The sequence below is a fragment of the Agrobacterium sp. DKPNP3 genome, from assembly GCF_052686535.1.
In genome coordinates this window covers 14,423-38,423 of record NZ_JBQYSN010000033.1, presented here as the reverse complement: position 1 = coordinate 38,423, position 24,001 = coordinate 14,423, and the positions used below count along the sequence as shown (strand labels likewise).

The 24,001-nt window shown below is 57.3% G+C and carries 15 protein-coding genes; 12 read left to right on the top strand and 3 right to left on the bottom strand.

Annotation, left to right across the window (positions count from 1 at the left end):
* Positions 1-18: 18 nt before the first annotated feature.
* On the bottom strand, positions 19-1,404 hold the full coding sequence (locus ACUTJJ_RS11525; RefSeq protein ID WP_445542247.1) for a B12-binding domain-containing radical SAM protein: 1,386 nt from the start codon (positions 1,402-1,404) through the stop codon (positions 19-21).
* A gap of 44 nt (positions 1,405-1,448) precedes the next feature.
* On the opposite strand from ACUTJJ_RS11525, the gene tmk reads away from it, so the two are divergent.
* The 11 genes from tmk to ACUTJJ_RS11470 all read left to right on the top strand — a co-directional run bounded on the left by tmk (position 1,449) and on the right by ACUTJJ_RS11470 (position 17,745).
* Positions 1,449-2,060, top strand: coding sequence for a dTMP kinase (tmk, locus tag ACUTJJ_RS11520; RefSeq protein WP_445542246.1), 612 nt, complete (start codon positions 1,449-1,451; stop codon positions 2,058-2,060).
* Positions 2,061-2,489: 429 nt separating this feature from the next.
* Positions 2,490-3,782, top strand: coding sequence for an SIR2 family protein (locus tag ACUTJJ_RS11515; protein ID WP_445542245.1), 1,293 nt, complete (start codon positions 2,490-2,492; stop codon positions 3,780-3,782).
* Positions 3,783-3,955: 173 nt separating this feature from the next.
* On the top strand, positions 3,956-5,797 hold the full coding sequence (locus ACUTJJ_RS11510; RefSeq protein WP_445542244.1) for an ATP-binding protein: 1,842 nt from the start codon (positions 3,956-3,958) through the stop codon (positions 5,795-5,797).
* On the top strand, positions 5,797-6,138 hold the full coding sequence (locus ACUTJJ_RS11505; protein WP_400157450.1) for an exonuclease domain-containing protein: 342 nt from the start codon (positions 5,797-5,799) through the stop codon (positions 6,136-6,138). Before ACUTJJ_RS11510 ends, ACUTJJ_RS11505 begins: the two co-directional genes overlap by 1 nt.
* Positions 6,139-6,289: 151 nt before the next feature.
* The gene (locus tag ACUTJJ_RS11500; protein ID WP_445542243.1) at positions 6,290-6,898 is read left to right on the top strand and encodes a hypothetical protein; all 609 of its coding nucleotides are present in this window, start codon (positions 6,290-6,292) and stop codon (positions 6,896-6,898) included.
* A gap of 151 nt (positions 6,899-7,049) precedes the next feature.
* Entirely contained in the window at positions 7,050-8,159 is a 1,110-nt protein-coding gene (locus ACUTJJ_RS11495; RefSeq protein ID WP_445542242.1) for a hypothetical protein, read from the top strand.
* Between the two features lie 479 nt (positions 8,160-8,638).
* Positions 8,639-10,489 (top strand): ABC transporter ATP-binding protein, encoded by a 1,851-nt coding sequence (locus ACUTJJ_RS11490; protein ID WP_445542241.1) that lies wholly within the window; start codon positions 8,639-8,641, stop codon positions 10,487-10,489.
* A 239-nt stretch (positions 10,490-10,728) separates the two neighbouring features.
* A complete protein-coding gene (locus ACUTJJ_RS11485) occupies positions 10,729-11,019 on the top strand; it encodes a helix-turn-helix transcriptional regulator (protein ID WP_445542240.1) in 291 nt (96 codons plus the stop codon).
* A gap of 154 nt (positions 11,020-11,173) precedes the next feature.
* Positions 11,174-14,392, top strand: a complete 3,219-nt coding sequence (locus ACUTJJ_RS11480) for a site-specific DNA-methyltransferase (RefSeq protein ID WP_445542239.1) — start codon at positions 11,174-11,176, stop codon at positions 14,390-14,392.
* A gap of 5 nt (positions 14,393-14,397) precedes the next feature.
* Entirely contained in the window at positions 14,398-17,220 is a 2,823-nt protein-coding gene (locus ACUTJJ_RS11475; RefSeq protein ID WP_445542238.1) for a BPTD_3080 family restriction endonuclease, read from the top strand.
* A 291-nt stretch (positions 17,221-17,511) separates the two neighbouring features.
* A complete protein-coding gene (locus tag ACUTJJ_RS11470) occupies positions 17,512-17,745 on the top strand; it encodes a hypothetical protein (protein WP_445542237.1) in 234 nt (77 codons plus the stop codon).
* An 88-nt stretch (positions 17,746-17,833) separates the two neighbouring features.
* Here the strand turns inward: ACUTJJ_RS11470 and traA are convergent, their stop codons facing one another.
* Positions 17,834-21,607: a Ti-type conjugative transfer relaxase TraA gene (traA, locus tag ACUTJJ_RS11465; RefSeq protein ID WP_445542236.1), complete on the bottom strand. Its 3,774-nt coding sequence runs from the start codon at positions 21,605-21,607 to the stop codon at positions 17,834-17,836.
* 425 nt (positions 21,608-22,032) lie between these two features.
* Between traA and ACUTJJ_RS11460 the strand changes: the two genes are divergently transcribed.
* A complete protein-coding gene (locus tag ACUTJJ_RS11460) occupies positions 22,033-22,947 on the top strand; it encodes a nucleotidyltransferase and HEPN domain-containing protein (protein ID WP_445542235.1) in 915 nt (304 codons plus the stop codon).
* Here the strand turns inward: ACUTJJ_RS11460 and ACUTJJ_RS11455 are convergent.
* Positions 22,919-23,956, bottom strand: coding sequence for a nucleotidyltransferase family protein (locus ACUTJJ_RS11455; RefSeq protein ID WP_445542234.1), 1,038 nt, complete (start codon positions 23,954-23,956; stop codon positions 22,919-22,921). The genes ACUTJJ_RS11460 and ACUTJJ_RS11455 overlap by 29 nt on opposite strands.
* Positions 23,957-24,001 lie beyond the last annotated feature (45 nt).

The following is a 24,001-nucleotide window of genomic DNA, read 5'->3' as shown; positions in this document are numbered from 1 at the left end:
GCCCATATCGCCAGTTACTCACCCGGGCTCCAAGGCAAAGGGTAGCCGGGCTGGGTCGGCAGCCGCTACGTCCCTATCGAAATCGGCGCGGCCGTAGTTCCGTGGATAGTAGCTAAAACTTTTGAGCTCGAAATAGGAATTAGTATCCATAAATCGACGAGAAAGCGAAAGGCTCGCGGCCTCGGCCTCCTCAGCGTCGAAGTGCTTGCTGAGGTGCAGCAAGGTGATGCCGGTTGCTTCGGCGCTTGCCGGGTCTACGGGCCTAGCCCCGCGTTCCATCCAGTCACTCAGTAGCGGGTTCGCGGTTTTCGGTGGCCCGTAGGCAATGGCCGGGCCTACGGAGATGCCTGTGATCGCCGAAGCATGGTTGTCGAGCCATGCCGATGTTTCCTCAAGAGTCTGCTGCGTTTCACCCGCGTAGAGCAGCACATTCGTTTTAACCCGCACGCCGTGTTCGCTGCACGCCTCGATGAGGTCAGATGCACGCCTTAGGTACCTGTCAGGATCACGGGACTTCGCCATGGCCAAGATTTGGGCCGGAGACGCTGTCTCAAGCCCAAGGTCTATGACTTTCAATCCGGCCTGCGCCAGCGCCGCGACCGTTTCCGGTGTCATGGCATCAACTCGGGTCTCCGTCCGCCATTCGATGCGGAGCCCCAAACGCTGGACGGCGAAAGCGAGGCGCTCGCTCCATTGGCGGCCGGGCGCGAACATTGACGCCTGCAGGTAAGGGTGAATCTCAGCTCCGCGGTACTGCTCTTGGACGAGAGCCATCGATGCGGCGAGGTCATCAGGATCGCGCAGCTTTTCCAGCGGAATATCGCGCTCCTCGCAAAAGACACATTTCATGCCGCAACCGCGAGAGGCCTCTAAGCTAGGCTGATACCGCTCGTAGCCGTCCACGAGCAGATGATTTAAAGTGAACCCGGGTGTCGGCGCCGAGAGCCTGCGAAGGTCGGGGTTCGCGCTCAAAAGGCTCTCGACGATGGGTTCGCCAAGCCCCTCGACGAAAATGTCGGCTTCGGGCAGCTTGGTTCGCAACCACGTGACATCAGGCCCGACCACCCACCGGCCTCCCACGACTATGCGACAGTCGGGGTCCACCATCTTTGCGAGGGCGCAGAAGGCCTTGGCCCAGCCGAGGGCGTAGAAGCTCGGGATGGAAACCATCAGTGGAAAGGACGAGGGCATTGCCCCCATCGCTAAGAGGCGATCCATTGCCGCAGCCGGCGTGTCATGCTCCCCATGAAGTAGAAGCGTTTCATAGCCCTTAAGTTGCAACATCGTTGCCAACGACAAGGCGCCGTAGTTAAGGTAGAGCTGTCGACGGGCTAGCGAATGGTCGCGCTTTTTAGGGGCGGACATACCCGCGGAAACAAAGACAACAACATTTGATCGAGCCATGAATTGCCTTCCTGCGGCGCCAGCTAGTGATATAGGAGTTCAACTTGCCGTTTGTAAGTATTGAGGGAATCGACGGCAGCAGAAAATCCGTTCAGGTCAAACGCCTTGTCGAGCGCTTGCGTGTGGAAGGCAGGAGCGTCGTGCAAACCAAGGAACCCGACGGCGGCCGGCTCGGAAAAGAAGTCCGCGCCATCCTGACCCACGGCGACCGGCAGCTGGAGCGTGTGGAGGAACTGCTGCTGGTCAATGCAGCACGGTACGATCACGTCCAGAGTGTGATCCGCCCGGCTTTGGCCCGCGGCAACTGGGTCGTCTCGGATCGCTACTTCGATTCGACCTACGCCCTGCAAGTCTTCGGTGCGGCCGAGGATCTCAGACCTCTATTCGACGCCACCCTGCACGCAGTTGTCGGTGACGCACGCCCGCATGTGACTATCATACTAGATTTGTCACCAGACAGGGCAGCGGCACGCAGGACAATCCGGAATGACGGTCCCGGTGATCCGGCTGAGGACAGGCGCAACTTCGTACAGATTGCAGATGGCTTCCGTTCGGCCGCGGCGAACGACCCCGACCGCTGCCATCTAGTGAATGCTGACCGCGCCGAGGAGGAGGTGGCTGCCGATATATGGTCGAGAATTACACCACTACTTTAGAGTGAGAGGCACGCCAGTTTTTTCTAAATTCGAGGGTGCGACCCGTTCCGGAATGAAGCCTCGGATACCCTTGAAAGGGTTGCAGAAGTGGGTTGCATTTTATTAGCGATGGATTGCAAATGGCCCCTAGGTCCAGTGGGCCAGTCAGACTGGAAAGCCAAGCATCAGTATGTGTCTATCGGTTCTGGCAGCGAAGGGGGTGAGCGCTTCCAACTCGCGGATGCTCTAATAGGCCGTGCGTAGAGAGTTCGCGTCATTTGCGGTCATTGTGGACGCCAAGATGCGAGCGTGCGTTTCTACGGTCGCGAAAGCTTTTTAGGTTTCCGGATCAGCCGATGAAATTGTTTCGGCCGATGGCGGATGTTGAGACATTTTTTAAACGAGGGGGTGTTCGTGGCGGATTCCGATGGAGAAGAACCTGAGAAATTGATGTTCAAATTTCTGCGGGGCGTCGAGGCAGATGCCGGTGAGCTTGAATGGCCAGCCGGCGCCGATGTCGTCAGGAAAGCGTTGTCGGAATCGCTGAACGCAAAGAATGTGGCATTCCTGCTTGGGGCAGGATGCTCGTCGTACTATGTCAAGGAAACTGACGATCTGCTCGGCGATGACTGGCGGGAGGTTGGCATCCCAACCATGGCCCCGCTCGCCAAGGAGTTCACGAAGGCGCGGGCCGCTGACGAGGCGGGGTTCCCGACTGCCGCCGAGCGGAAAGCTTTTGCCGACGAGTTCGGGATCGATATTGCGGACAAGGAATATTCCCGCAACCTTGAACGTTTGATGGAACTGCTGTTCAGCCTTCGGTTCACGCTCTCACGAAGCACGCTTCCCAAGGCAAAGGACAATCTGAAGGTCGTCAATTCGATCATCCAGAAGGTGCAGGCTTTCCTCTGGGACAAATGCACGAACGGAGCGTTCGCCAATGGCGACCACTCCGTCGGAGTGCTCTACGAGACCTTCTACAGAAAGCTGGTTCTGCGCGACCGCTCGCTGCCGCGTCCGTGGATTTTCACCACCAACTACGACCTTTTCAACGAGACGGCGATGGACCGGCTCGGCCTGCCTTATGCCAACGGCTTCTCCGGCGTGGTTGAACGCCGCTTCAATCCGGCGACCTTCCGTTACGCACTTGCCGAGCAGCTCGATCTGACCAATAGGAAATGGTCGGCTGTGGATGGCTTCGTCTATCTCTGCAAGATTCACGGGTCGATTAGCTGGACCGAAGACGATCACGGCCTGTTCCCGATCCGCGAAACGGCTGTCTCGAAAGAGCAGGAACCGGGAAAGGTGATGATCTATCCCACCCCTGCGAAGCAAAACTCCAGCCTCGGATCGCCCTATGCCGACCTGTTCCGCGAGTTTCAGTCGCGGATCGTGAGGGAGCAAAGCGTTCTCTTCACCATGGGATATGCCTTCGGCGACGAACACATCAACAATATCATTTATCAGGCGCTCACCATACCGACGTTCCGCCTGATAATCTTTGTCGATCCGACGCTGGAGGGAGAGGTGGCCAAGCTCCGCGCCCTGAACGATCCGCGCATCTGGATTATCGGTGGCAGCGGTCCGGAAACCGACCGCAAGGCGCATTATTTCGATACGATCATTGAAGAGTTCATGCCCCAGCGGCCGAGCGAGCGCATAGACGATGCAATTCGGAAAGTGCTGGAGGCGATGTCCCCGAAGAAGGCTGAGGCTCCATCAACAGATGGAGACAGCGAATGAGCCGAGACGACCGCAAACGCGCCATCGGCAAGGTTGTCTCCGTCGCGGCCGACCGCTTCGTCGTCGAGATGCACGCAGGTACGGATAATTTCACCGTCGTCGGGTTCGATGACGTCCACTATGTTGCCCGTCTCGGCTCGTTCCTTATGATTCCGGTTCAGACGGGGTATGTCGTGGTGGAAGTTGTCGGCCTGCGAGAGCGGGACATCGCCGGCGCCGGACGTGGCGAGGGGGAGCTGGACAAGGCGGCGTCCGCGAAATATCTCGACGTCGTGCCGGTCGGGATGCTCCCGCAAGACCGCAGCGCGAAGTTCCGCTTCGGTGTATCCGTCTTTCCGTCGCTCTACGCAGATGCTCTCTATGCTCTTGATGCGGAGCTTGATCGCGTTTTCGAGACCGACAAGCCGAGCGAACCCGCTGCAGGTCTCAATGGTGTGCCGCCAGTACCCGAAGATGCGACGCGCTTTCGCGCCATGTCGATCGGCCGCTCTGTGGTGTTCGAGGGCTATGATGTCAAAGTCCGGATTGATGACTTTTTCGGCGGCCATACGGCTGTCCTTGGTAATACCGGGAGCGGCAAATCCTGCACCGTGGCCTCGGTACTCCAGTCGTTGTTCAACAAGGCGGACGAGTTCCATGCCCGAGGGGCGACGTTCGTGGTTTTCGATGTGAACGGCGAATACGCTAATGCGCTGATGCCGCTCGCCAAAGAGAACGGCGTTGGCGTCGCCCATGTCGTGCTTGACGGAACTGCGAATAGCGGGAAATTCCGTCTCCCGCACTGGTTCCTGGAACAATCTGAATGGGAGCTGCTTCTGCAAGCCAGCGAGCGAACGCAAATTCCGGTTCTTCGTACAGCTTTGGGCCTGACGGGGCTGTTTCGGGAAAACGCTCCGGAAGCCTTGGCGATCAAGGAGCACTTTATCGCCACCTGTGTCATTGAATGCTTCAGGGGTGCCGATGGGGACTCGCCCGTCGCAAAGTTTCAACGCGTCGTATCGTTGTTGCAGAAGTATCCAACGAAACACCTGAACACAAATCTTCTCCAGAAATATGGAGCAAACTACCAGTACGGAAATTTCGCCGCGGGAAATCTGGCTCCATTTCTGGATGAAGTTCGCAAAAAACTTCGGGAAGATGTTGATCTGCCGTCCTACAAGCGGACGCCGTTCACGTTCGATGATCTTGAAGAATGCTTGGATTTTGCGATCCTCTATGAAGAGGCGCATGGAAACAGGCAAATTCGTGATTACTGCTCGCAGATGTTTACCCGGTTCAAGTCGCTTCGCGATAGATCCGAATATGCCTTCATGCGTTACGACATCAAACCGGGCGAAACGACCCCGACAATGGAGGCTTTCCTCGAACAGTTACTTGGGCTGTCAAAAAATGGCGAGCATTGGAAAAAACGCAATCAGATCATCATAGTGGATATGAACGCTGTCGAGGACGAGGTGGTCGAACTCGTTTCGTCGGTGCTTGCGCGCATGACATTTCGGTTGCTTCGGCAAGCCGAGCCAAGAAACCGTTTCCCTGTTCACCTCTTGCTTGAGGAGGCCCATCGCTACGTCTCCGAGACGCCCTCGAAATTTGCGATCGACGCCAGCAAGATCTATGAACGCATTGCCAAAGAGGGGCGAAAATACGGGCTTTTCCTGTTGGTCGCCTCGCAACGACCAAGCGAACTTTCCAAAACTATTCTCTCGCAATGCTCGAATTTTGTGATCCATAGAATCCAGAACCCGGATGACCTTTCGCAGATCCGGCAGATGACGCCATTCATTTCCGAAGCGGTCCTGAAGCGTTTGCCGTCGTTGCCGAAGCAGCACGCGCTCGTGTTCGGAACATCGGTGAACCTTCCGACCACCTTCAAGGTGCGGGAAGCAAAACCGCTTCCGAAAAGTGATGACGCGAAGATTGGGGAACTCTGGTTCCACGAGGAGGGGCGTGCAGCTCAGGTTCGGATCGCTGTGTCATCTGTCCAGAATGTCGGTGCAAGGGGCGTATTCGACTGATGATCGATGCCCCAAAATTGGAAGGGTTAGCGGCGGCGCAAGAGGCCAGCTCAGACTATCGGGTACTACGGCGCCTTCGACCGCGAAGGCCGGTGGAAGGATACGACGCGGCGGAGACGAGCCTGGGCTTAATGGTCGACGTCGAGACGACAGGCCTCGATCCCGATCTGAACAAGATTATTGAGCCGACAATCGTACCTTTTCGACGTGGGCTGGACGGGATGAGTGGGGGGCCAAGAGCCCTTCGACCGTCTCCGCGGCCTACGAAGCCGATTTCACCAGAAATCACGACGTTGACCGGTATTTCTGACGCCATGGTGGATGGGAAGGGAAGTCGATAGGACGTTCGGGTGAGACCTAAATTTTACCGCAGCGTCACCATTCCCGCTGCTTTCCGATAAATCACGCGCTTACAGCGCCTTGGATCATCCAACGAGCTGGTCGGCGGTTCATTTCTTTTCAGCCGCAAACAAACGAATATTGGAGGTTTCAATGGTTACTTGGGCGACAATCGGTTTTCAAATGGGCTTTCGAAGCATCGAGCGGGCTTACCAGGAAAGCCGGAAAACATTCGAGCGAGAGAAAGAAACGGTGAAGGTCCAGATGGACGAGATTCAAGCGTCCATAGCGGCCGCTTCAAACGATAACGAAGAGCGGGATTACGTCGATCACTTGATCGATCTTGACTGGGAAGCCGAGCAGTCGTTGAAAACGCTGCGAGAAGCGTTTGCGATGATGATCTATCATTTCTGGGAAAACCAATGCCGCACCAGTTTGGGTGGCAAGACGTTTAAAGAATGGGTCGGCCTTGCAAAAGCTCGACCTGAGTATCAATTTGACGAAGCTGGCCTGGACCGGCTGAGGATGATCGTGAATTGTGTCAAACATGGTGACGCAAAGCAGGGCAAGCGACCAAGGCTCCTTGATGTCGAGCCAGAGCTGTTTGATGCATCGCTCGTGCAGACGGCCACAGAGGAAGACGACTTTCGTATTGCTTTGAAGCTGCGCGATGAGGATGTCACGACCGCCTTCGCGCTGGTAAGAGCGTCGGGGCCTCGGTCGGAATACTCAGACGAAGGATTTGAAGAGGTTGAACTGTGACCTTTGTGGATCAGATGTGGTTTTTACTCAATGCCTGACCCTATTGCGTAGCAAGGTTGTCCCATAACGGATTTCCGTAACACCTTTTATGATGTATTCATCTTCATGAGCTAAACACCGGGTAATCATTCCGTAAATACTGTCCAAAAGTATGTCCATCGAAATCGAATGCAGCGGATTCACCGGCTCACTTAGCATATTGAATGGTCGCAAACGCCTTCGATGTTCGAAATGGAAGCTGTTTTTAGCGGCTTTGTCATGCGGTTATGACGGTTTTTTCAAAAACTTCGGTCCCGATTGGGCACGTAGGGTGATCCATATCGTAGGAAATGTTCTCCCATTCCTGGACACGCGTCCTGGTGGCGCTCTGGCGTTGTCGAGCTACTACTTCGATGTGGACAATAGCGAAAGCAAGCATGCCGCTTACTATATCGGACAGGGCTTCACCAAGCTATTTGCTTGCCAGATGCTGAACGCTCCTAAGGTTGTGCACGCATCGCGATCAGTTTGGCTGCCCGCAGTCGGTCCGGCACTCAAAGCTCCGCTGCTTACAGTTGGTCGGCAGGAGGCTGACCTATTCGCATTCGGTCCCGGCGGCATTCATGTTCTGGAATCCAAAGGTCGGTCAGTCCGAAACGGAGCGGGCCGCTTGACAGCCTCCACCATGAATTCCGCCATGAACGACGCCATGGCGCAGGTTTCTGCTATCAACACGGTGAATGGTCTTGCGCCGACTTCCAGAAGCGGATGTGTTTGGACGTTATGCACAAGCGGTATTAGGGGTGACATCCAAGACCCGCCAGGTGCTGGGTGGGATGCGACTGTTGCTCCGGCCGAGATCCTGCGCAGTAATTACGCACTGTTTCTGGAGGCCGATCAAAGTCGCTTCAGAAACGACCTGATAGAGGGCTACTCGCTCATTGAGCTTCCCGGTTTAGCGAATTCGGGCCTGTATGTCGGCATCTTCACCGAAATTCTGCAAGCCGTCTCAAGCGGCCCTGTTGCGATTGAAACCGTGATGTCGTTGGCATCAAGCCAGCTGACCAGATTGTCGCAGACCGGAGCCATCGAATATCTTGAGGACGGTACGCTTATCTTCGGCTCAGGCAGGCGAGATTTCTTTACGGAGGAACAACTTCCCCCAGAGGCGACTGACATCAAAGACGTTGTTCACCAGAAGCTGAAAGAGGAATTTAGCTGGCAGACTGCTTTAACGGCCGACAAAGAGCGGGAAACCGTGAAAATCTATCTCACTGAATGAGGTCCTCCTGGTGTTCGATGAGGAATGAGAAAGGTCAGAAGACGGGCTGAGCGCCGCCGCGAAGTGGGGCATTCATACTGCGGGACTCCTTTTGCTTAGTCCCTTGCGGCGCTCGAAGGATGGATCACACCTCTGATCCTGTTATCTTCCTGAAATTGCACGATATTTTTAACCATTTCTCTTAACGCTGGTTCATATCCGTTCAAGAGCAGGGATCGGCGGAGGTGTGTCTCATGGTCCAACTGAGTGTCGGGCATCGGATGCATTTGCCAGCGTGACATCCGGTCCGCGCGTTGTCACGAAACGCGGCTGTACCAAGCTTTTTCACTGGGCCGATAGCTATTCCACCGAGCCCAGACCACGCGCTCCAATCCTCAAAAAAAACAGCCGCTAATTGAGATTGAACGCCATTCATGGTTCCATGCCGGACACGTAGCTGATTCCTCCCCGTCGATGCCAAACCGCGATCCGAGAGGCCCATGTCGATTTCAGATACGATTTTCCGCCCCTTCGAGACGCTGATACGGCCGCTCGACATTCTCTTTCGGCCACTGCCGTCGAAGGGGCCCGTGGCGGTACTTTTGCATTTCATAGGGATGTTTCGGGGCGTCCTCATTGCTCTTGCCTTGTCGTCGATGGCTGTGGAAGCCATCAATCTGTCGATCATCTGGGGGCTGTCCGTCATCGTCGATGGTGTGACGGCGCAGGGAGCAGAAGCTTTCCTGCGCAAGGAATGGCCGCTGTTGACCTTGCTTGGGCTGTTGATTTTCCCCGCGATGCCGATAGCGTCGTTTCTTCTCAACACACTCACCTCGCACACCCTTGGCATCGCGATGCCGGCGGCCATACAGTGGCAGGGTCACAAGGCTGTGGAGCGGCAGGATCTGGCGTTTTTCCATGAGCTTTATGCGGGACAGGTCGCCTCGCGTCTTTCGCAGGTCTCGTCAGCCGTTCAGCAGCAGATTATCAACGCGTTTCAGATCGGACCGCGTTTCCTGTTGCAAATGACCGGCTCTCTTGCGCTCCTGGCGGCCTTGTCCTGGCAACTGGCGCTGCCGGTGTTCTTCTGGATCGTGCTCAATGTCGTTCTCGCCGTCAAACTTGCCCCGGTCTTCACGGAGCGGTCACGGCGCTCGGCGAAACAAAAGAGCCTTGTCTCGGGGGCGATCACCGATCTCTACAGCAACATGCAGATGATCAAGCAATTCGCGGCCGAAGACAGCGAGGCAGGCGCAATCCGCCGCATCCTGATGAAAGCCGTGCAGACGCAGCATCGTGAACAGCGTGTCTATCGCGCGTCCGAACTAGTCGTGGTTGCGCTCAACATGGCGCTATGGCTGGCAATTCTGTCGGTGGGTTTTTCCGGTCTGGTGAAGGGCTTCATCACGGTCGGAGAATTCGTCGGTGCGGTCTATATATTGCAGCGGCTTTCAGGGCACACATTCACCTTCCTGCAGATGGGCCAGCAGATATTCCAGGCGATCGGCACAATCAAGGATGCCATGCCCGTCATGACAACGCCGCCCACGATTACGGACAGGTCCGACGCGGCGGAATTGAGCGTTTCGCATGGGAACATCGATTTCGACCACATCCGCTTTGCTTACAAGTCAGGCAGACCGGTGATAGATGATCTGTCGCTGACCGTGCGCGCCCGGGAGAAAGTTGGTCTTGTGGGTCTGTCAGGTGCAGGAAAAACGACGTTGGTCAATCTACTCCTGCGCTTCTACGACATTCAGGAGGGCGCCATTCGCATCGACGGGCACGATATTCGGGAGGTGACGCAGATGAGCCTGCGCCGCAATATCGGGGTTATTGCCCAGGACGTGGCCCTGCTGCACCGGTCGGTAGGCGACAACATCCGCTACGGTCGACCGGATGCGACGCAGGAGGAAGTGGAGCAGGTGGCGAAAGTGGCGAACGCCGACGCCTTCATCGGCGATCTCGCCGACAGCGAAGGACGAAAAGGGTATCTCGCTTTTGTCGGCGACCGAGGCATCAAGCTTTCCGGCGGACAGCGACAACGGGTCGCCATTGCGCGGGTGCTGTTGAAAGATGCGCCTATCCTCATCCTCGACGAAGCCACCTCCGCCCTTGATAGCGAGTCGGAGGCCGCCATTCAGGACAAGCTCAATCTGGTGATGGAGGGCAAAACGGTGATTGCCATTGCGCACCGCCTTTCGACCATTGCGCGGATGGACCGGATCATCGTGCTGGATCACGGCCGGATTGTCGAAGAGGGAAGGCCCGAGGAACTGATCGAGCAGGAAGGTTTGTTTGCTCGGCTCTGGAAACGCCAGATTGGTGGCTTCATTCCTGAGGATGAGTAGGTGACGTTGTACCAGGCAGTCGACCATCTCGCGGGAAGGCCTCGTCGATTGCCCGATCCCATAGAGTGGAAAGCGCTTGGGGCTGCGCTTTCCCAGTTTGCCAAACATCTGCGCCAGGCTCCGGCCATGGCGAAAGATATGGGAGCGTCTCTGGACATTCTGTACCGTGCGATGGGACGCTGTATCGAAACCACTGATAGCGTTTGGGCGACCTGCCAATGATGCCGGAGAATAACTGAATGGCTCGTTGGAAGAAACCCACCAAAGATGAGATTCTCAAAAACCGGCGAACACTGGCGGAGCGTTCGCGCAATGGTGATCTAAAGCTGCCTGAAGCCATTGCAGATATCCGAAAAGGTTTCGGAATGACCCAGGAGGAGTTCGCCAAAACGCTGGCACTTACTCGACGCCAAGTTACCGAAATCGAAGCCGGCACGGCGAATCCCACGCTTGAAGCGTTGGAAAAGATCGGTCGGCTGTTCGGGTTCGGAGTTGGGTTTGTGCCGAAAGCATCTGCGACAGATATGTAGCAGAACGTGGACCTACTGCGGCAACGGGGTTGAATTCAGTAGCAGATCAACCTGCCGCTATCCGCCGTTTGAAGATTGAAACGTGCAAACCTGGCCTGTTCGCGCTATGGCTTTGTCATATGAGATTCTTTTGCAACTATGGGAATAGAGCCGCATGTCCGACAGCCTCGCCGACCTGATCCTGTCCTTGACCCCTGAAGATGGCTCTTCGATTGGAAATGCGGCAGTCCTGGCAAAGCTACGCGATCAGCTCTTCGACCTGACAGAGGAAGACTATGCCGCGGCACGCGACGCGCTGGTTGAAGAAGGTCTGCTGGCTAAGGGCAAGGGCCGCGGCGGATCGATCTACCGGGCTGACGTAGCCGACCTAACCCTGGAAATACAGGAAGAGGACGAGCCGCAACAGCAAGGCGCAAGGAAAGCAAGAATCACCCGTATGGCAAGCCCGCGTCGGTCGGGCGAACCCACCGAGATTCTGAGTTACCGCCATGGCGAGACCCGGGTCAACAATCCGGAAGTCGGCATGGTCCACGCCGGCACCGATCCGGATGGCGCGAGGACCAGTTGGGCCTATGACCCGCATCTCGATCCGGTCCTGAATTTCGACAGCGCCCGTGCCGGCATTGAAAACATGATCGACGACGCGCTGCAAAGCGGGGATCCCGAACGCATGAAGGACGCGCTGCTCGAATTGAAGCGGCTGCAGGCTCCCTATCTCAACTGGACCGGCAAGTCTGAACGCACATCCTTCGAGGTCGACACCGTCTCGCTGCACGTCCACGAACGGGTAGACCCGGCAACTATTCTGGCCAATGTCGCAAAGCGCCTGAAGGGCAAGGATGGGCCGAGCCAATGGCGCCAGCCCGACCTCTTCGCCGCCCCCTTCGAAAACCTTCCGCTGCGCCAGGCGCTGGATTTCTATCACCACGAAAAGGGCTGGTCGAACCGCCTGGTCGCCGGCGACAGCCTGCTCGTCATGAACTCGCTGCTAACCAAGGAGAGCATGGCCGGCAAAGTCCAGATGATCTACATCGATCCGCCCTATGGCATCAAATACGGCTCGAACTTTCAGCCATTTACGAGCAAGCGTGACGTCAAAGATAGATCCGACGACGATCTGACCCAGGAGCCGGAGATGATCAAGGCTTTTCGGGACACTTGGGAGCTCGGCATTCACTCTTATCTGACCTATCTGCGCGACCGGTTGGTGTTGGCCCGCGAACTACTGACCGAGAGCGGGTCGGTGTTTGTGCAGATTTCGGACGAGAATCTTCACCATGTGACCGAGATCCTCGAAGAGATATTTGGTCGGGAGAACCTGATCAGTGTCATTACCGTTCAAAAAACAAGCGGTGCCACATCGGAACTGATTTCGAATACTGCGGATTACCTAGTTTGGTTCGCTAAAAACAAATCAGTCGTGAAGTATCGACAACTTTATGAGCTCAAGGCCTTAGATGGTGCGGGTGGCGGTGAGTACCAGTATCTGCGGCTGCCAAACGGAAGCGCGCGGCGCATTGGAAAGGACGAGCGGTCTGAATACGAAGCTCTTTCTGCAGAAGGCTCAGTATACGCATCTCACCCAATCACCTCACAACGACCCCCGGGCGATTTTCCGGTAACGTTTATGGGGGAGGAGATTCGCCCTCGCTCTGGTTACTGGAAGACCGGCGAGACGGGTTTTCCACGCTTGATTAAGTCAGATCGTATTCTGCCGGCTGGGTCAATTCTCAAGTACAGGAGACTATTTGAGGATTTTCCCGTTATGCCGCGCAATAACCTATGGGACGATGTCAGCAGTGGTGCCAGTGCCTCCGATCCCAAGGTATATGCGGTTCAGACAACGTCAAGGGTTATTGAGCGCTGTGTCCTAATGACCACCGACCCCGCCGATCTGGTGCTCGATCCCACCTGCGGTTCCGGCACTACCGCCTTCGTTGCAGAGAAATGGGGCAGGCGCTGGGTCACCTGCGACACCTCCCGTGTGGCGATCACTTTGGCCAAGCAACGCCTGATGACCGCCTCCTTCGATTATTACACTTTGCGTTATCCCCATGAAGGGCTGAGGGGTGGCTTCGACTATGAGACTGTCCCTCACATCACCCTGAAGAGCATCGCCAACAATCCGGACATCGATGCGATCTACGAGGATGAGCACCCCCGAATTGCGGCTGCCCTCGAAGATCTAAACCGGGCACTGTTGGCCGAACCGCCTCGGCCGCTGATATCTCCGCAGGGACTACGCAAGGGTGAGCCCGTCAATTTTGCGCGTGGCGAGACACTCCATGAGTGGGAGGTACCCTTCGACTGGCCCACCCCAGAGACAGGTGATAACTGGCCGGAAGTCGCACGGCTCCCCTTTAACGCCTTTCATGCCGCGCGCCAGACCATGCAGCGCCGCATGGATCAGTCGATCGACGATCATGCCGAGCAGGAAACCCTCTACGATAAGCCGCGCAAAGACCCGAACAAGATGCGCATCTGTGGGCCTTTCTCTGTCGAAGCGGTACCGGCGCCGACCGTCCTTTCGCTCGACGAAACCCTTTCGCCGCAGGAGGCCGATGAGACAATTGCCCGCTCCGGCGAAACCTCCCGACAGGGGCTCTGGCGTGACGAGTTGTTGAAGACCGGTATCAGGGCAAAGGGCGGCGCGATCCTACGATTTGCCGAATTCGAGACTTTGCCGGGCCTGAAATATATCCATGCCAGCGGCTCGCTGGCCGACACCGGCGAACGTGTCATTGTAAGCTTTGGACCCGAACATGCAGCGTTGGAACAACGACAGGTCGAACTCGCTTTGTCCGAAGCCGAGACCCTGCGGCCTTCCCCTAAATTTATCCTCTTCTGTGCATTTACCTTCGACCCTGAAGCAGCAAAAGACATTGACGAGATCAACTGGCCAGGAGTGACCCTTCTGAAAGCCCAGATGAACACCGACCTTCTGACCGAGGACTTGAAAAAAGGCCGTTCGTCCAACCAGTCCTTTTGGCTGATGGGCCAGCCCGACATCGAGCTGCGCAAGAGAAAGGACGGGCTTTTCGAAGTAGAGGTCAACGGCTTCGACTATTTCGACCCGAAGGAGGGCGATCTCGTCTCCGGCGGCAAAAAACAGATCGCTATGTGGTCGCTCGATACCGATTATGACAACCGCTCATTGATGCCCCACCAGGTCTTTTTCCCGATGGCCGATGCAAAGGGCGGATGGAATCGCCTGAAGGCCACGGTTCGTGCTGAATTGGACACCGACCTTTTGAGCCAGTTCCACAAAACCGTGTCGCTGCCCTTCGCCGCCGGCGACAACCGCCGTATCGCCGTCAAGATTGTCGATGATCGCGGGATCGAATCCCTGAAGATCATGACGTTGGAAGGCTGAAAACAATGTCGCTGATTATCAACACGCCCTTTGTCCGCCCGCAGCAGCACTGGATCGACGGCAGGGGCGGCCGTCTAGAAATCAAGCCCGAGCGCCGCCCGGCAAGTTATGAGATCTTCGACGCGCGCAACAACACCAAGCGCACCGAAACCCTGGATCTCGTCAACCTCATCCGCGCCCGCGTCGATGCCTGGCGTGAAGCCGGCTGGCCCGGCATTACCATCATCACCCGTAAGCTGCTGGAACACTGGCATGGCCGCACCATCCGCCTTCTGGAGTCGGAGGACAAGAGGCCCGAGCCACCCTATCCGTTTTATTTCTGCCAGCTGGAAGCGATCGAAACGCTGATATGGTGGGTCGAAGGCGGTGCAGCCTTTAAACAAGGTATCGCCATTCCCGGCGATGGCGGTCCATGGGAACGGCTCTGCAACAAGATGGCCACCGGCGCCGGCAAGACCACTGTCATGGCTATGATCATCACTTGGCAGGTCCTGAACGCTTTGACCTATCCGAAGCGCACCGGCGACTTCAGCCGCGCTATCTTCATCGTAGCCCCGGGGCTGACCGTCAAGGAACGCCTGCAGGTACTGATTCCGACGGAAGGTAGCTATTATGACGAATTCGACCTCTGCCCCTCCGAAGATTTGCGCCAGAAGCTGAACCAGGCCGAGGTTCTGATCGAAAACTGGCACAGCCTGATGCCCCTGAAGGACCAGGACCGGTCGGTGGTAAAGAAGGGCCGCGAATCCGACGAGGCCTTTACCCGCCGCGTCCTGGGCAAGTTGGCTGGCCACAAGGACATCATCGTCATCAATGACGAGGCCCATCATGCCTACCGGAAGCCGCCCGAAGCCAAGATCAGCAAGAAGCAGGCGGCCGAACAAGGCATTGACCTCGACGAGGCGACCCGCTGGATTGAAGGCCTGGATCGCATCCACAAGACGCGCCGGATTAACCGCTGTTTCGACCTATCGGCCACCCCCTTCGCCCCAACCGGCAAGAAGAGCACGGAAACGGCCTTGTTCGACTGGATCGTTTCCGACTTTGGTTTGAACGACGCAATCGAGGCGGGCCTGGTCAAGACCCCCCGCATCGTCGTCCGCGACGACGCGCTTCCCGACGCAAAGACGCTCCGCTCGAAACTCTATCATCTCTACCGCGATCCATCAGTCTCTGAGGACTTGAACCGCGCAAAGGCCGAGCCCCATGAGCCGCTGCCAAAGCTCGTCCAGGACGCCTATACTTTGCTAGGCGCAGACTGGCGCGAAACGAGACGGGCGTGGCGCGACGCCGGCCACCATTCCCCGCCCGTGATGTTGACGGTCTGCAACAGAACTGAGACCGCGGCCCGCATCGAGACTTATTTCAACAAGGGCGATGCCCATTGGCCGGAGCTACACGCGCCGCAAAGGACACTGCGGGTCGATTCCAGGGTTTTGGAAAAGGCCGAGCTTGGCGAGACTGCCACCTCCGACAAGCATTATGAGGCGAAGCTGAAGGCGATCGTCGAGGCGACCGATCTGCCGGAAACTAGGAAACAGCGCCTCAATGAACTGAAGAAGGAAGAGTTGCTCCGCGAGATCATCGACAATGTCGGCAAGCGCGGTGCGGCCGGCCAGGACCTGCAGAACGTCATCTCGGTCGCCATGCTTTCAGAAGGTTGGGACGCCAAGAACGTCACCCACATCATGGGTCTGCGTGCCTTCACCTCGCAATTGCTTTGCGAACAGGTCGTTGGCCGCGGTCTGCGCCGGGTCTCCTACGACACCGACGAGAACGGCCTCTTTCTGCCCGAATATGTCAACGTCTTCGGCGTGCCGCTGACCATCGCCGAGACCGGCGAAGGTGGTGAAGCCCCGCCACCGCCCAAAGCCAGCACCCAGATCGAGGTCCTGCCCGAAAGGAGCAACCTGGAAATCCGCTGGCCCAATATTTTGCGTGTCGAAACGGTCGTCCGGCCGCAGCTGACGGTCGACTGGACCAATGTGCTGACCCTGTTCCTCGATCCCGCAGCAACGCCGATCACCGCCGAATTGGCGCCGGCGCTGGGCGGCGCAGCCGACATGGGCCAGATCTCGGCGATCGATCTGCAGAAGCTGCCTGACGGTTTTCGCCTGCAGCGTCTGGTCTTCCAGGCCGCCCGCAAGGCCTTTACGCAGATGCGCCACGGTTTTTCCGGCACCCAGGAGTATTTAGGCGCCCAGCTCGTCCGCATCGTCGAGACTTTCCTGCAATCTGACCGCCTGGAGATTCCCTCGCTCTTCCACTCCGACGATTTGCGCCGCCGCATCCTGATAGCGCTCAACATCGATCTCGTGGTCCAGCACGTCATGCGCCATGTGACCGAACAGAATGTCGAACGGCTAGCACCGGTCTTCGACGAGGAAAATCCGATCGGCAGTACCGCCAATATGCGGACCTGGTATACGACAAAGCCCTGTTTTCCGGCGATCCGCTCCCATATCAGTCATCTCGTCGGCGACGCCTCCTGGGAAGGCTATGCGGCAAACCTCTTCGAGACCCGAGAAGAAGTTGTAAGTTACGCCAAGAACGATCACTTGGGTCTGCAGATCCACTACATGTGGGGCGGCTCGCGTCGCCGTTATCTGCCAGATTTCCTTGTCAGGTTTGCAAACGGCAGGACGTTGGTGCTGGAAATCAAGGGTATCGACAGCCCGCAGAACCAGGCCAAGCGCGACGCCTTGGACGAATGGATCAAGGCTATCAACAGCGCCGGCGGCTTCGGCCTCTGGGCGGCCGCGGTGGCCTTCAAGCCAGCCGAGATCCAGGACATCATTAGCAGGCATGCTGGCGAGCCTGAGACCTAAACTGCAGCCACCCCGCCTTTGGAAACGTTACTATCAGTTTTTCCATCCGGCCGAGGCGAACAAACTCGTCCAACACAAGCAACCCATTCTTTTTCGGCTTCTTCGCGCCTTCACGACGCACGGCCATGCCGAGAATGATGTTAGTCAGCAGCCCTCGAACAGGCTTTCGAGCAAGCATGTGGAGGTGCTGAGGAAGGTGCGCAGTTTCACAATTTATTCAACTGGTGCAGGGTACTCCTCCGAGGAGGGCCGCCTTGCTGAGAAGTGAGGCGAACTGGATGTTCTGTCTATATGGACGTCAATATAGACAGTGTGAGAAACGTGGATTTAACGATAGAGAAGCGGCTGCAAGTCAGCCGTATGGATATTGTCGATAGCGGGCGGCGTCGCCGTTTCTGCGTGTCCGTGAGCGAGCAGACATTGAGCCGCGAAGTCAGGGCCATGTTCGATTACATCGAGATTTTCTGCACCCCGACACGCAAACACGTCAGAAGCGGAATGCTCTCTCCAGCCGCGACGGATTAAGTCCACCGCGACCCCTAGGAAATTTGGAAGCGTGGCGCACTTTCAACCGCGGCCGTTTTAATGACGCCAATTTTGCCGTCGGTACCTATTATCGACTCAATCCAAGCCCTTGAGACCGGACCAGTTGCTGTTTCAGCGCGTGGTCATGGCTGAGCTCAGCATGGCGTGTACGATCCACCATGCGGGCGATCGTCTTGATCTGCTCGGCCTGTTTTGCGAGCTCGGGGCGTGCCTCGAGCTCTTGGGTGAACCTGCGAGGATCGGAATTGCCGAATCGACGCGCGAGCGCTTCAGCCACCAGGGTGGCCTCATCAAGCGCGGTCCGGCCCTCAGGTGACGATCGCAGTTCTTTGATGAACTTGCTTCGCCTCTCGACCGGCATTTTCTCCACCTGGCTGATGATCTCGGCACTACGCGGCGTGAGGCCTGGCACCTCGATCACGTCACGCTTGTCGCGCTGCCATTGTTCGCTTTGACGTTCTTCGCCAAGCCGGCGCTCCCATGCCTCGGAGACATAGCCGATATGGGCAGAGAGAGGCCTGGCATATTGCAACGCCTCCTTCCGCTCCCTGCTGTATCCGAACAGACCTGACTTGCCACGTAGCTCCCCGAAGCGCTCTGGTTGCTCGGCCATGGCCTTCGCCATGATCTTGCCATTGCCTTCCTTCTCGGTCATCGCGGTGCGCAATCTTGCGGCGACCTCGGCCGGATCACGGAACACGTGCCGCACCAGAGATTCGACCGTATCGAATTGCTGCTCGATAACGGACATCGCCCTGATCTGTGCCACCTGTTCGATGCTGCTTTCGTAACGGGTGATTGCTGGCACAAGCGGAGCTGGCTTACCGGGTTCCAGTGACGATTGCTGGCCGACAGTTTCTGTGGGGGCAGGGAAGGCGCCGTCTTGCGACATGAGGTCGGACCAGCGGATGCGGCGATATCCTTTATTATCCTCTGTCCGGTCGTCCCGCTGTCCGTCATCGATATTTCCGGCGACCGAATTGCGAGGGTATACGCGACGAACAGGGCCGGCCAGATCGCTGGCACGTTCCTCGTCAACCTGCTGACGTTCTGATGGCCGATCCTGCTGCTCCCATTGCAGCTGGGCCGCACGGGACAAAACGTCTTGACGCGCATTTTGGCGGGAAGCAAGTTCGATCTCGCTCCTGAGCCCGAGCTGCTCCGCGATCCTTTGGTCGCTGGTGATCGATCTGTCGCTTGCGATCCCGCGCCGCTCGGCAAAGTCGCTGATGTAATCCAGCGTGGTTTCCTTGGCGCCGGAACGCGACAGGCGGCTTGCCAGCTTTTGGTAGGCGAGTTCATCACCCTTGACGACACGCCATGCATTGCGCTCGGCCTTTGTACCGTCCGGAAGCGTCACAGGCGTGGCGCCTTCATGCTGCAGTCCAATGCGGTCTCCGATCTCTGGTGATGCCTCTCGCATGGCTCGCTTGAGATCAACGCCCCACACCGTGCGATGATCGCCCTTGTCATTCTCGAGGATTACAAAATAGCTGTCGCGTGACTGCGGATTATGCTCGTAGGGCGCAACGCCGTGATCGACCAGCCGGCCCGCATTGCTGAACTCCGTGATGTCGGCATAGAGCTGCACGCTGTCGCGATGCCTTGTCATGGCGACATAGGCAAGATGCCGGTCCATGGTGCTGGACGCCAGCACAAAGGCGCGATCGACCGTCGCGCCCTGGTTTTTATGGATCGTCGTCGCATAACCGTGGTCGATCGCCTGGTAGCTGTCGGTCAGAATGCTCACACTGTCGCTGCCTCGACTATCGAGCCGGGCGATGATCTTATTCGGCTCGACATGCTCGACCGTGCCAAGCATGCCGTTTTTCACGCCGAGGTCGCGGTTGTTTTCGAGGAAGATGATCCGGTCACCGGCGGCGAAGGCGCGTTTGCCGTTATTGGTCTGGAACACGCGTTCTCCAACATTCTCACCATCCCCACAGTCCGCACCGGCGCTCAGCTCTTGAGTGCTCCCTAGCCTTTGCCGGTTCTGAAATTCGGAGCGGATAGCGGTATTGAGGGCGCGCACATCGGCACGACGATGCGCCATGGCAACCCGGCTGCCATCCGGACGCTCAGCACTGTCGGCGACATAATCACGCACGATCTTTGCCATCGCCGTGTCGCGGCTTTCCGCAAGGTGGATATCGCCGTGATCGCGATAGGCAGCCAAGCCATCTGCCGTCTTGTGGGTGGCAAAGGCAATCGATGCTTCTCGCTGCCAATCATGGCGCTGGCGGCGAATGCCGGAAAGTTCGACGTGGCCAATCTGCTCGGCAATCGCCCTGAAGGGTGCACCGGCCCCGATTGCCTGCAACTGTTCATGGTCGCCGACAAGAACAATCTTTGCGCCGCGCGCTTCGGCCTCGCCGATAAAGCGGGCAAGCTGGCGGCTCCCGACCATGCCGGCCTCGTCGATGACGAACACGTCGCGGGGGCCGATCAGATCCCGGCCATGGTCCCAGCTGTAAGACCATGACGCAAGCGTGCGGCTCTCTATGCCAGAGCTTTCCTCAAGACCCTCGGCCGCCTTTCCGGCAAGCGCCGCGCCATGGACCTGATAGCCGTGAGCCTCCCACGCCTCACGCGCTGCTGCCAGCATGGTGGACTTTCCCGCACCGGCAAAACCGACCACGGCAGCGATGCGTTCTCGCCCGGTAATATGCGCAATCGCATAACGCTGTTCGTCCGACAATCCTGAAGAAGGATCGCTCGCGGCCGACGGTCCGGCAGAGCTTGTCCGAAGAGAGCGATCCTGCCTCTCCATGGCACGCTCGACATGGCGATGATCGACGCCATGGGACTGCGCCTGATGCAACCGCTCCGCCGATCGCGCCATTGCGAGTTCCAGGTCGATCATCTCCCGCGTCGAATAGCGCGCATTGGAAACCTCGCCATTCTCTGGATCGATTCCATCAGCCTGAAGTTCGACAAGCGCTGACGACGCCATGACAGCGGCAAAGGCGTTCCGGAACGTTTGGGCGTCATCGTTGATATAGCGATGCAAGGTTCTGGCAATATCGTGCCGATCGAACACGCTCTTCTCATGGCTGATCAGCGTCAGAACCTGTTCCGGTTTTTGCCGGATCAGTTCCGCATTTTGCCGTGCCGCCTTGTCATCCAGCCGGCCGCGCTCGACCGTCAATCCTTGCTGCTGCATCTGCGAGGCATGCACGCCCATGTGCTCGGTCGGCGACAATTCGAGACCGCGCTCCACATGCGAGCGATGATCGATGCGAACATCCAGGCCTTCGCGCTGAAGCTGACGGTTGGCAATGCCTTCCCATGCCTGCCTGATATCGCGAAGCTGCATGTCGGTTGTCGCCATACCATTTGCCAGCAGCCGTGCGTTCTTGTGCTCAAGATAAGTTTTCTCGCCAAGACGGGTTTTGCCAAGCTGTCGCGTCGTCATCAGCACATGCGCATGGTGGTTCCTGATATCACTATTCTCACTGGGCGAATGGATGGCAAAATCCACGGCTGCGCCATAGCGGTTTGCCAGATCCTGGGCAAAGGCGCGTGCAGCCTTCAGCCGCCCTTCTGGCGACAGCTCATGCGGAAGCGCGATTTCGAATTCGCGGGCGACGCGGGCATCCCTGCGCTTTTCTGCAAACTCGGCGGCGTTCCACAAAGCCGAACGATCCAAAGCCCAATCGGCAGAAAGACCGTCCGGCAATACGATCTCTTTATGCTCCACGCCCTCTTTACGGGTGAAGTCATGAACAAGGCCGTCGCGCTGATTGGTGAGGAGAACCGCGCAACGATAGGCGGCAGATGCCACAGCACTTCGGCCGGATGAGCGCGAGACAGGTTTGGTGCTGAGATGATAAATCGCCAACCGAAATCTCCGATCCGCAAACGGGGAAATTCAGCGCTCTGATGCGCGGCAAGTCGTAAGTGCGCCCTTGTCTGTTTACCGCTGGCGAGGCTAGCAACATCAAACGGCGATTTCGACTACTAAAAGTAGTAGTCGCCAAGTGGCAATTGCTCGTGTTTGAATAGGGAGACAAAACGCATCAATCGGGGCAGGGCGATATTCGCAAACCGATCGCACGATTGATCAGTGACGGGGGATAAGGGACAGGAAAGGTGGACGATACGACGATTAGGATTGCTGGCGCGATTGGGCGAACAGGAGCGGGCGCAGGTAACGCGCAGCGGATGGTCTCGTAAGACAGGCATTCGATTGGCGGCGGCCAAAAATCGGAGTTTCAAAGAAGTTTACAATGGACCATACAGGATACCGTCAGAAACGGAGCAGACATGAAGACCAGCCTTGAACATTTGCCGGAACGAAAGCAACGCGAGCTCGCGCGCGTCGTCGGAATTATCCAGGAAGAGTTTGCTGATCTGGTCGAGCGCTCGAAGTCTGACGCCAAGAAGGATGGACGGATTTTCAAAATCATTCTGTTCGGTTCTTACGCGCGTGGCAACTGGGTGGATGAACCGCATACGTCGAAAGGCTACCGATCGGATTTCGACATTCTTGTCATCGTCAGCAACAAGGAACTTGCCGATCCCAAATACTGGGATAAGACAACAGACCGGCTGATGTGGGACAAGGAGATCGAGACGCCGGTTAGCCTGATCGTGCACGGCGCTCGCGAGATCAGTAATTTCCTAAATGACGGCCAGCCATTTTTTGTTGATCTCGCCCGTGAAGGGATCGTCCTCTACGAATTCGACGATAGGCAGCTGGCCGACCCGAAACCGCTCAGGCCTGCCGATGCACTAAGGGTGGCAGAGGAGCATTTTGGAAAGCAGTTCAAAAATGCAACGGGATTCCTCGAAGGTGTCGGTTTTTACCTAAAGTCAGGGTACCTCAATCTAGCAGCCTTTACACTCCACCAAGCAGTGGAGACCGCTTACAACTGCTACCTCCTCACACTGACCAACTATTCGCCCGCGTCTCACAATCTCAAATTCCTGCGAGGACTTTCCGAAGGTCGCGATCATCGCTTGATCGACATCTGGCCGCGCGACCGTCAGCGATTTACCACGTGGTACAACATCCTGAATGAGGCCTACGTCAAGGCACGCTATTCGAAGCGTTTCGAGGTTTCCGAAGATGCGCTCATCTGGCTTCAGGAGCGGACGGCGGAACTCCATAAGCTGGTTGAGACGCTTTGCCGCGAGCATATCGAAGAGCTCAAACAGGCCGCGAACGCCACCGGCTGAGCCGGACCACAGGATCCAATCTCCTCTTACAATCGCTATGTCGATCTCCGCGCGCCCACGCTTCGCGGTAGGCATCGGCAAGTAAATAACTCTGTCGCGTCTCCACGCGCGCCTCGGACAGCAGCGAGGCCTGTACGAGGTCCTTATCCCTCTTGGCTCGCCCGAGGGCATCCGTGCGCCTCCTGGATGCAACGATCAGCTTGTGGACAGCATACCGCTCGGGAGCAGGGATATTCACGCTTACGCCTTCCCGGTGCAGCAGTACGGTCCTTATGGGTTCGTAGATCAGGAAGTCCAGGAACCGCAGGTTTTCGGCAGACGCGCCTCCAAGGGCAGGCATTGGGGATGGCTTGCCCGTATAGTCATCCGATCCACGGTTGGTCGTCAGGAATTCGACGCGGTAGTTTACCGAATTCGAAAAGGCCAACACCTTTGCCTTGTCGGCCTGGTGCGGGACCGCCCTGAACGTGCTGTCTATCGATCTCAGGAGATCGAGGATTGGAGGCAGGCTGTCCTCGACTTCCGCCGAGATCGCAAAGTCCTGCGCGAAGTCCGCGTCGCCTGTTTGCATAGAGGTACCAGGGAGACGAACGCCAAGGAGGCCTGAGTAACAGCTGAAAGCCACAGAACCGACGAGGAGTGCCCTCAGACGAAAGAGGCCCGCGTCAGCGAGTACTTTGGTTACTTCACCCGCGAAGCGATCCGGGGCGGACATGCCGCCGCTTCGCAGCAGCATGCCGACGAACTTGCGCCGCTCCCGGATGTCGTCTTTGACTTGCCTGTGGGCTTTCACCCGGGCAGTGATGTCGGCGTCATCCTGCGGGCCGACATACCGTCTCTTGTCCTTGCCCTCGGGGATAGGGAGATCAAAATACCAGTAATTGCGCCCCTTGACCGGAACGGAAACAAACCGGCCTTCGAGGGGAAAGTCTGCCTGAAACTGAGCATCGAATATCCGCTGGGCTAGTTCAGCGAACGCCGTTCTATAAACGAGGTCAATCTGTTTCATCGCCCGATCCAGTTATAATGAATTTGCAAAAACATTGTAACTATG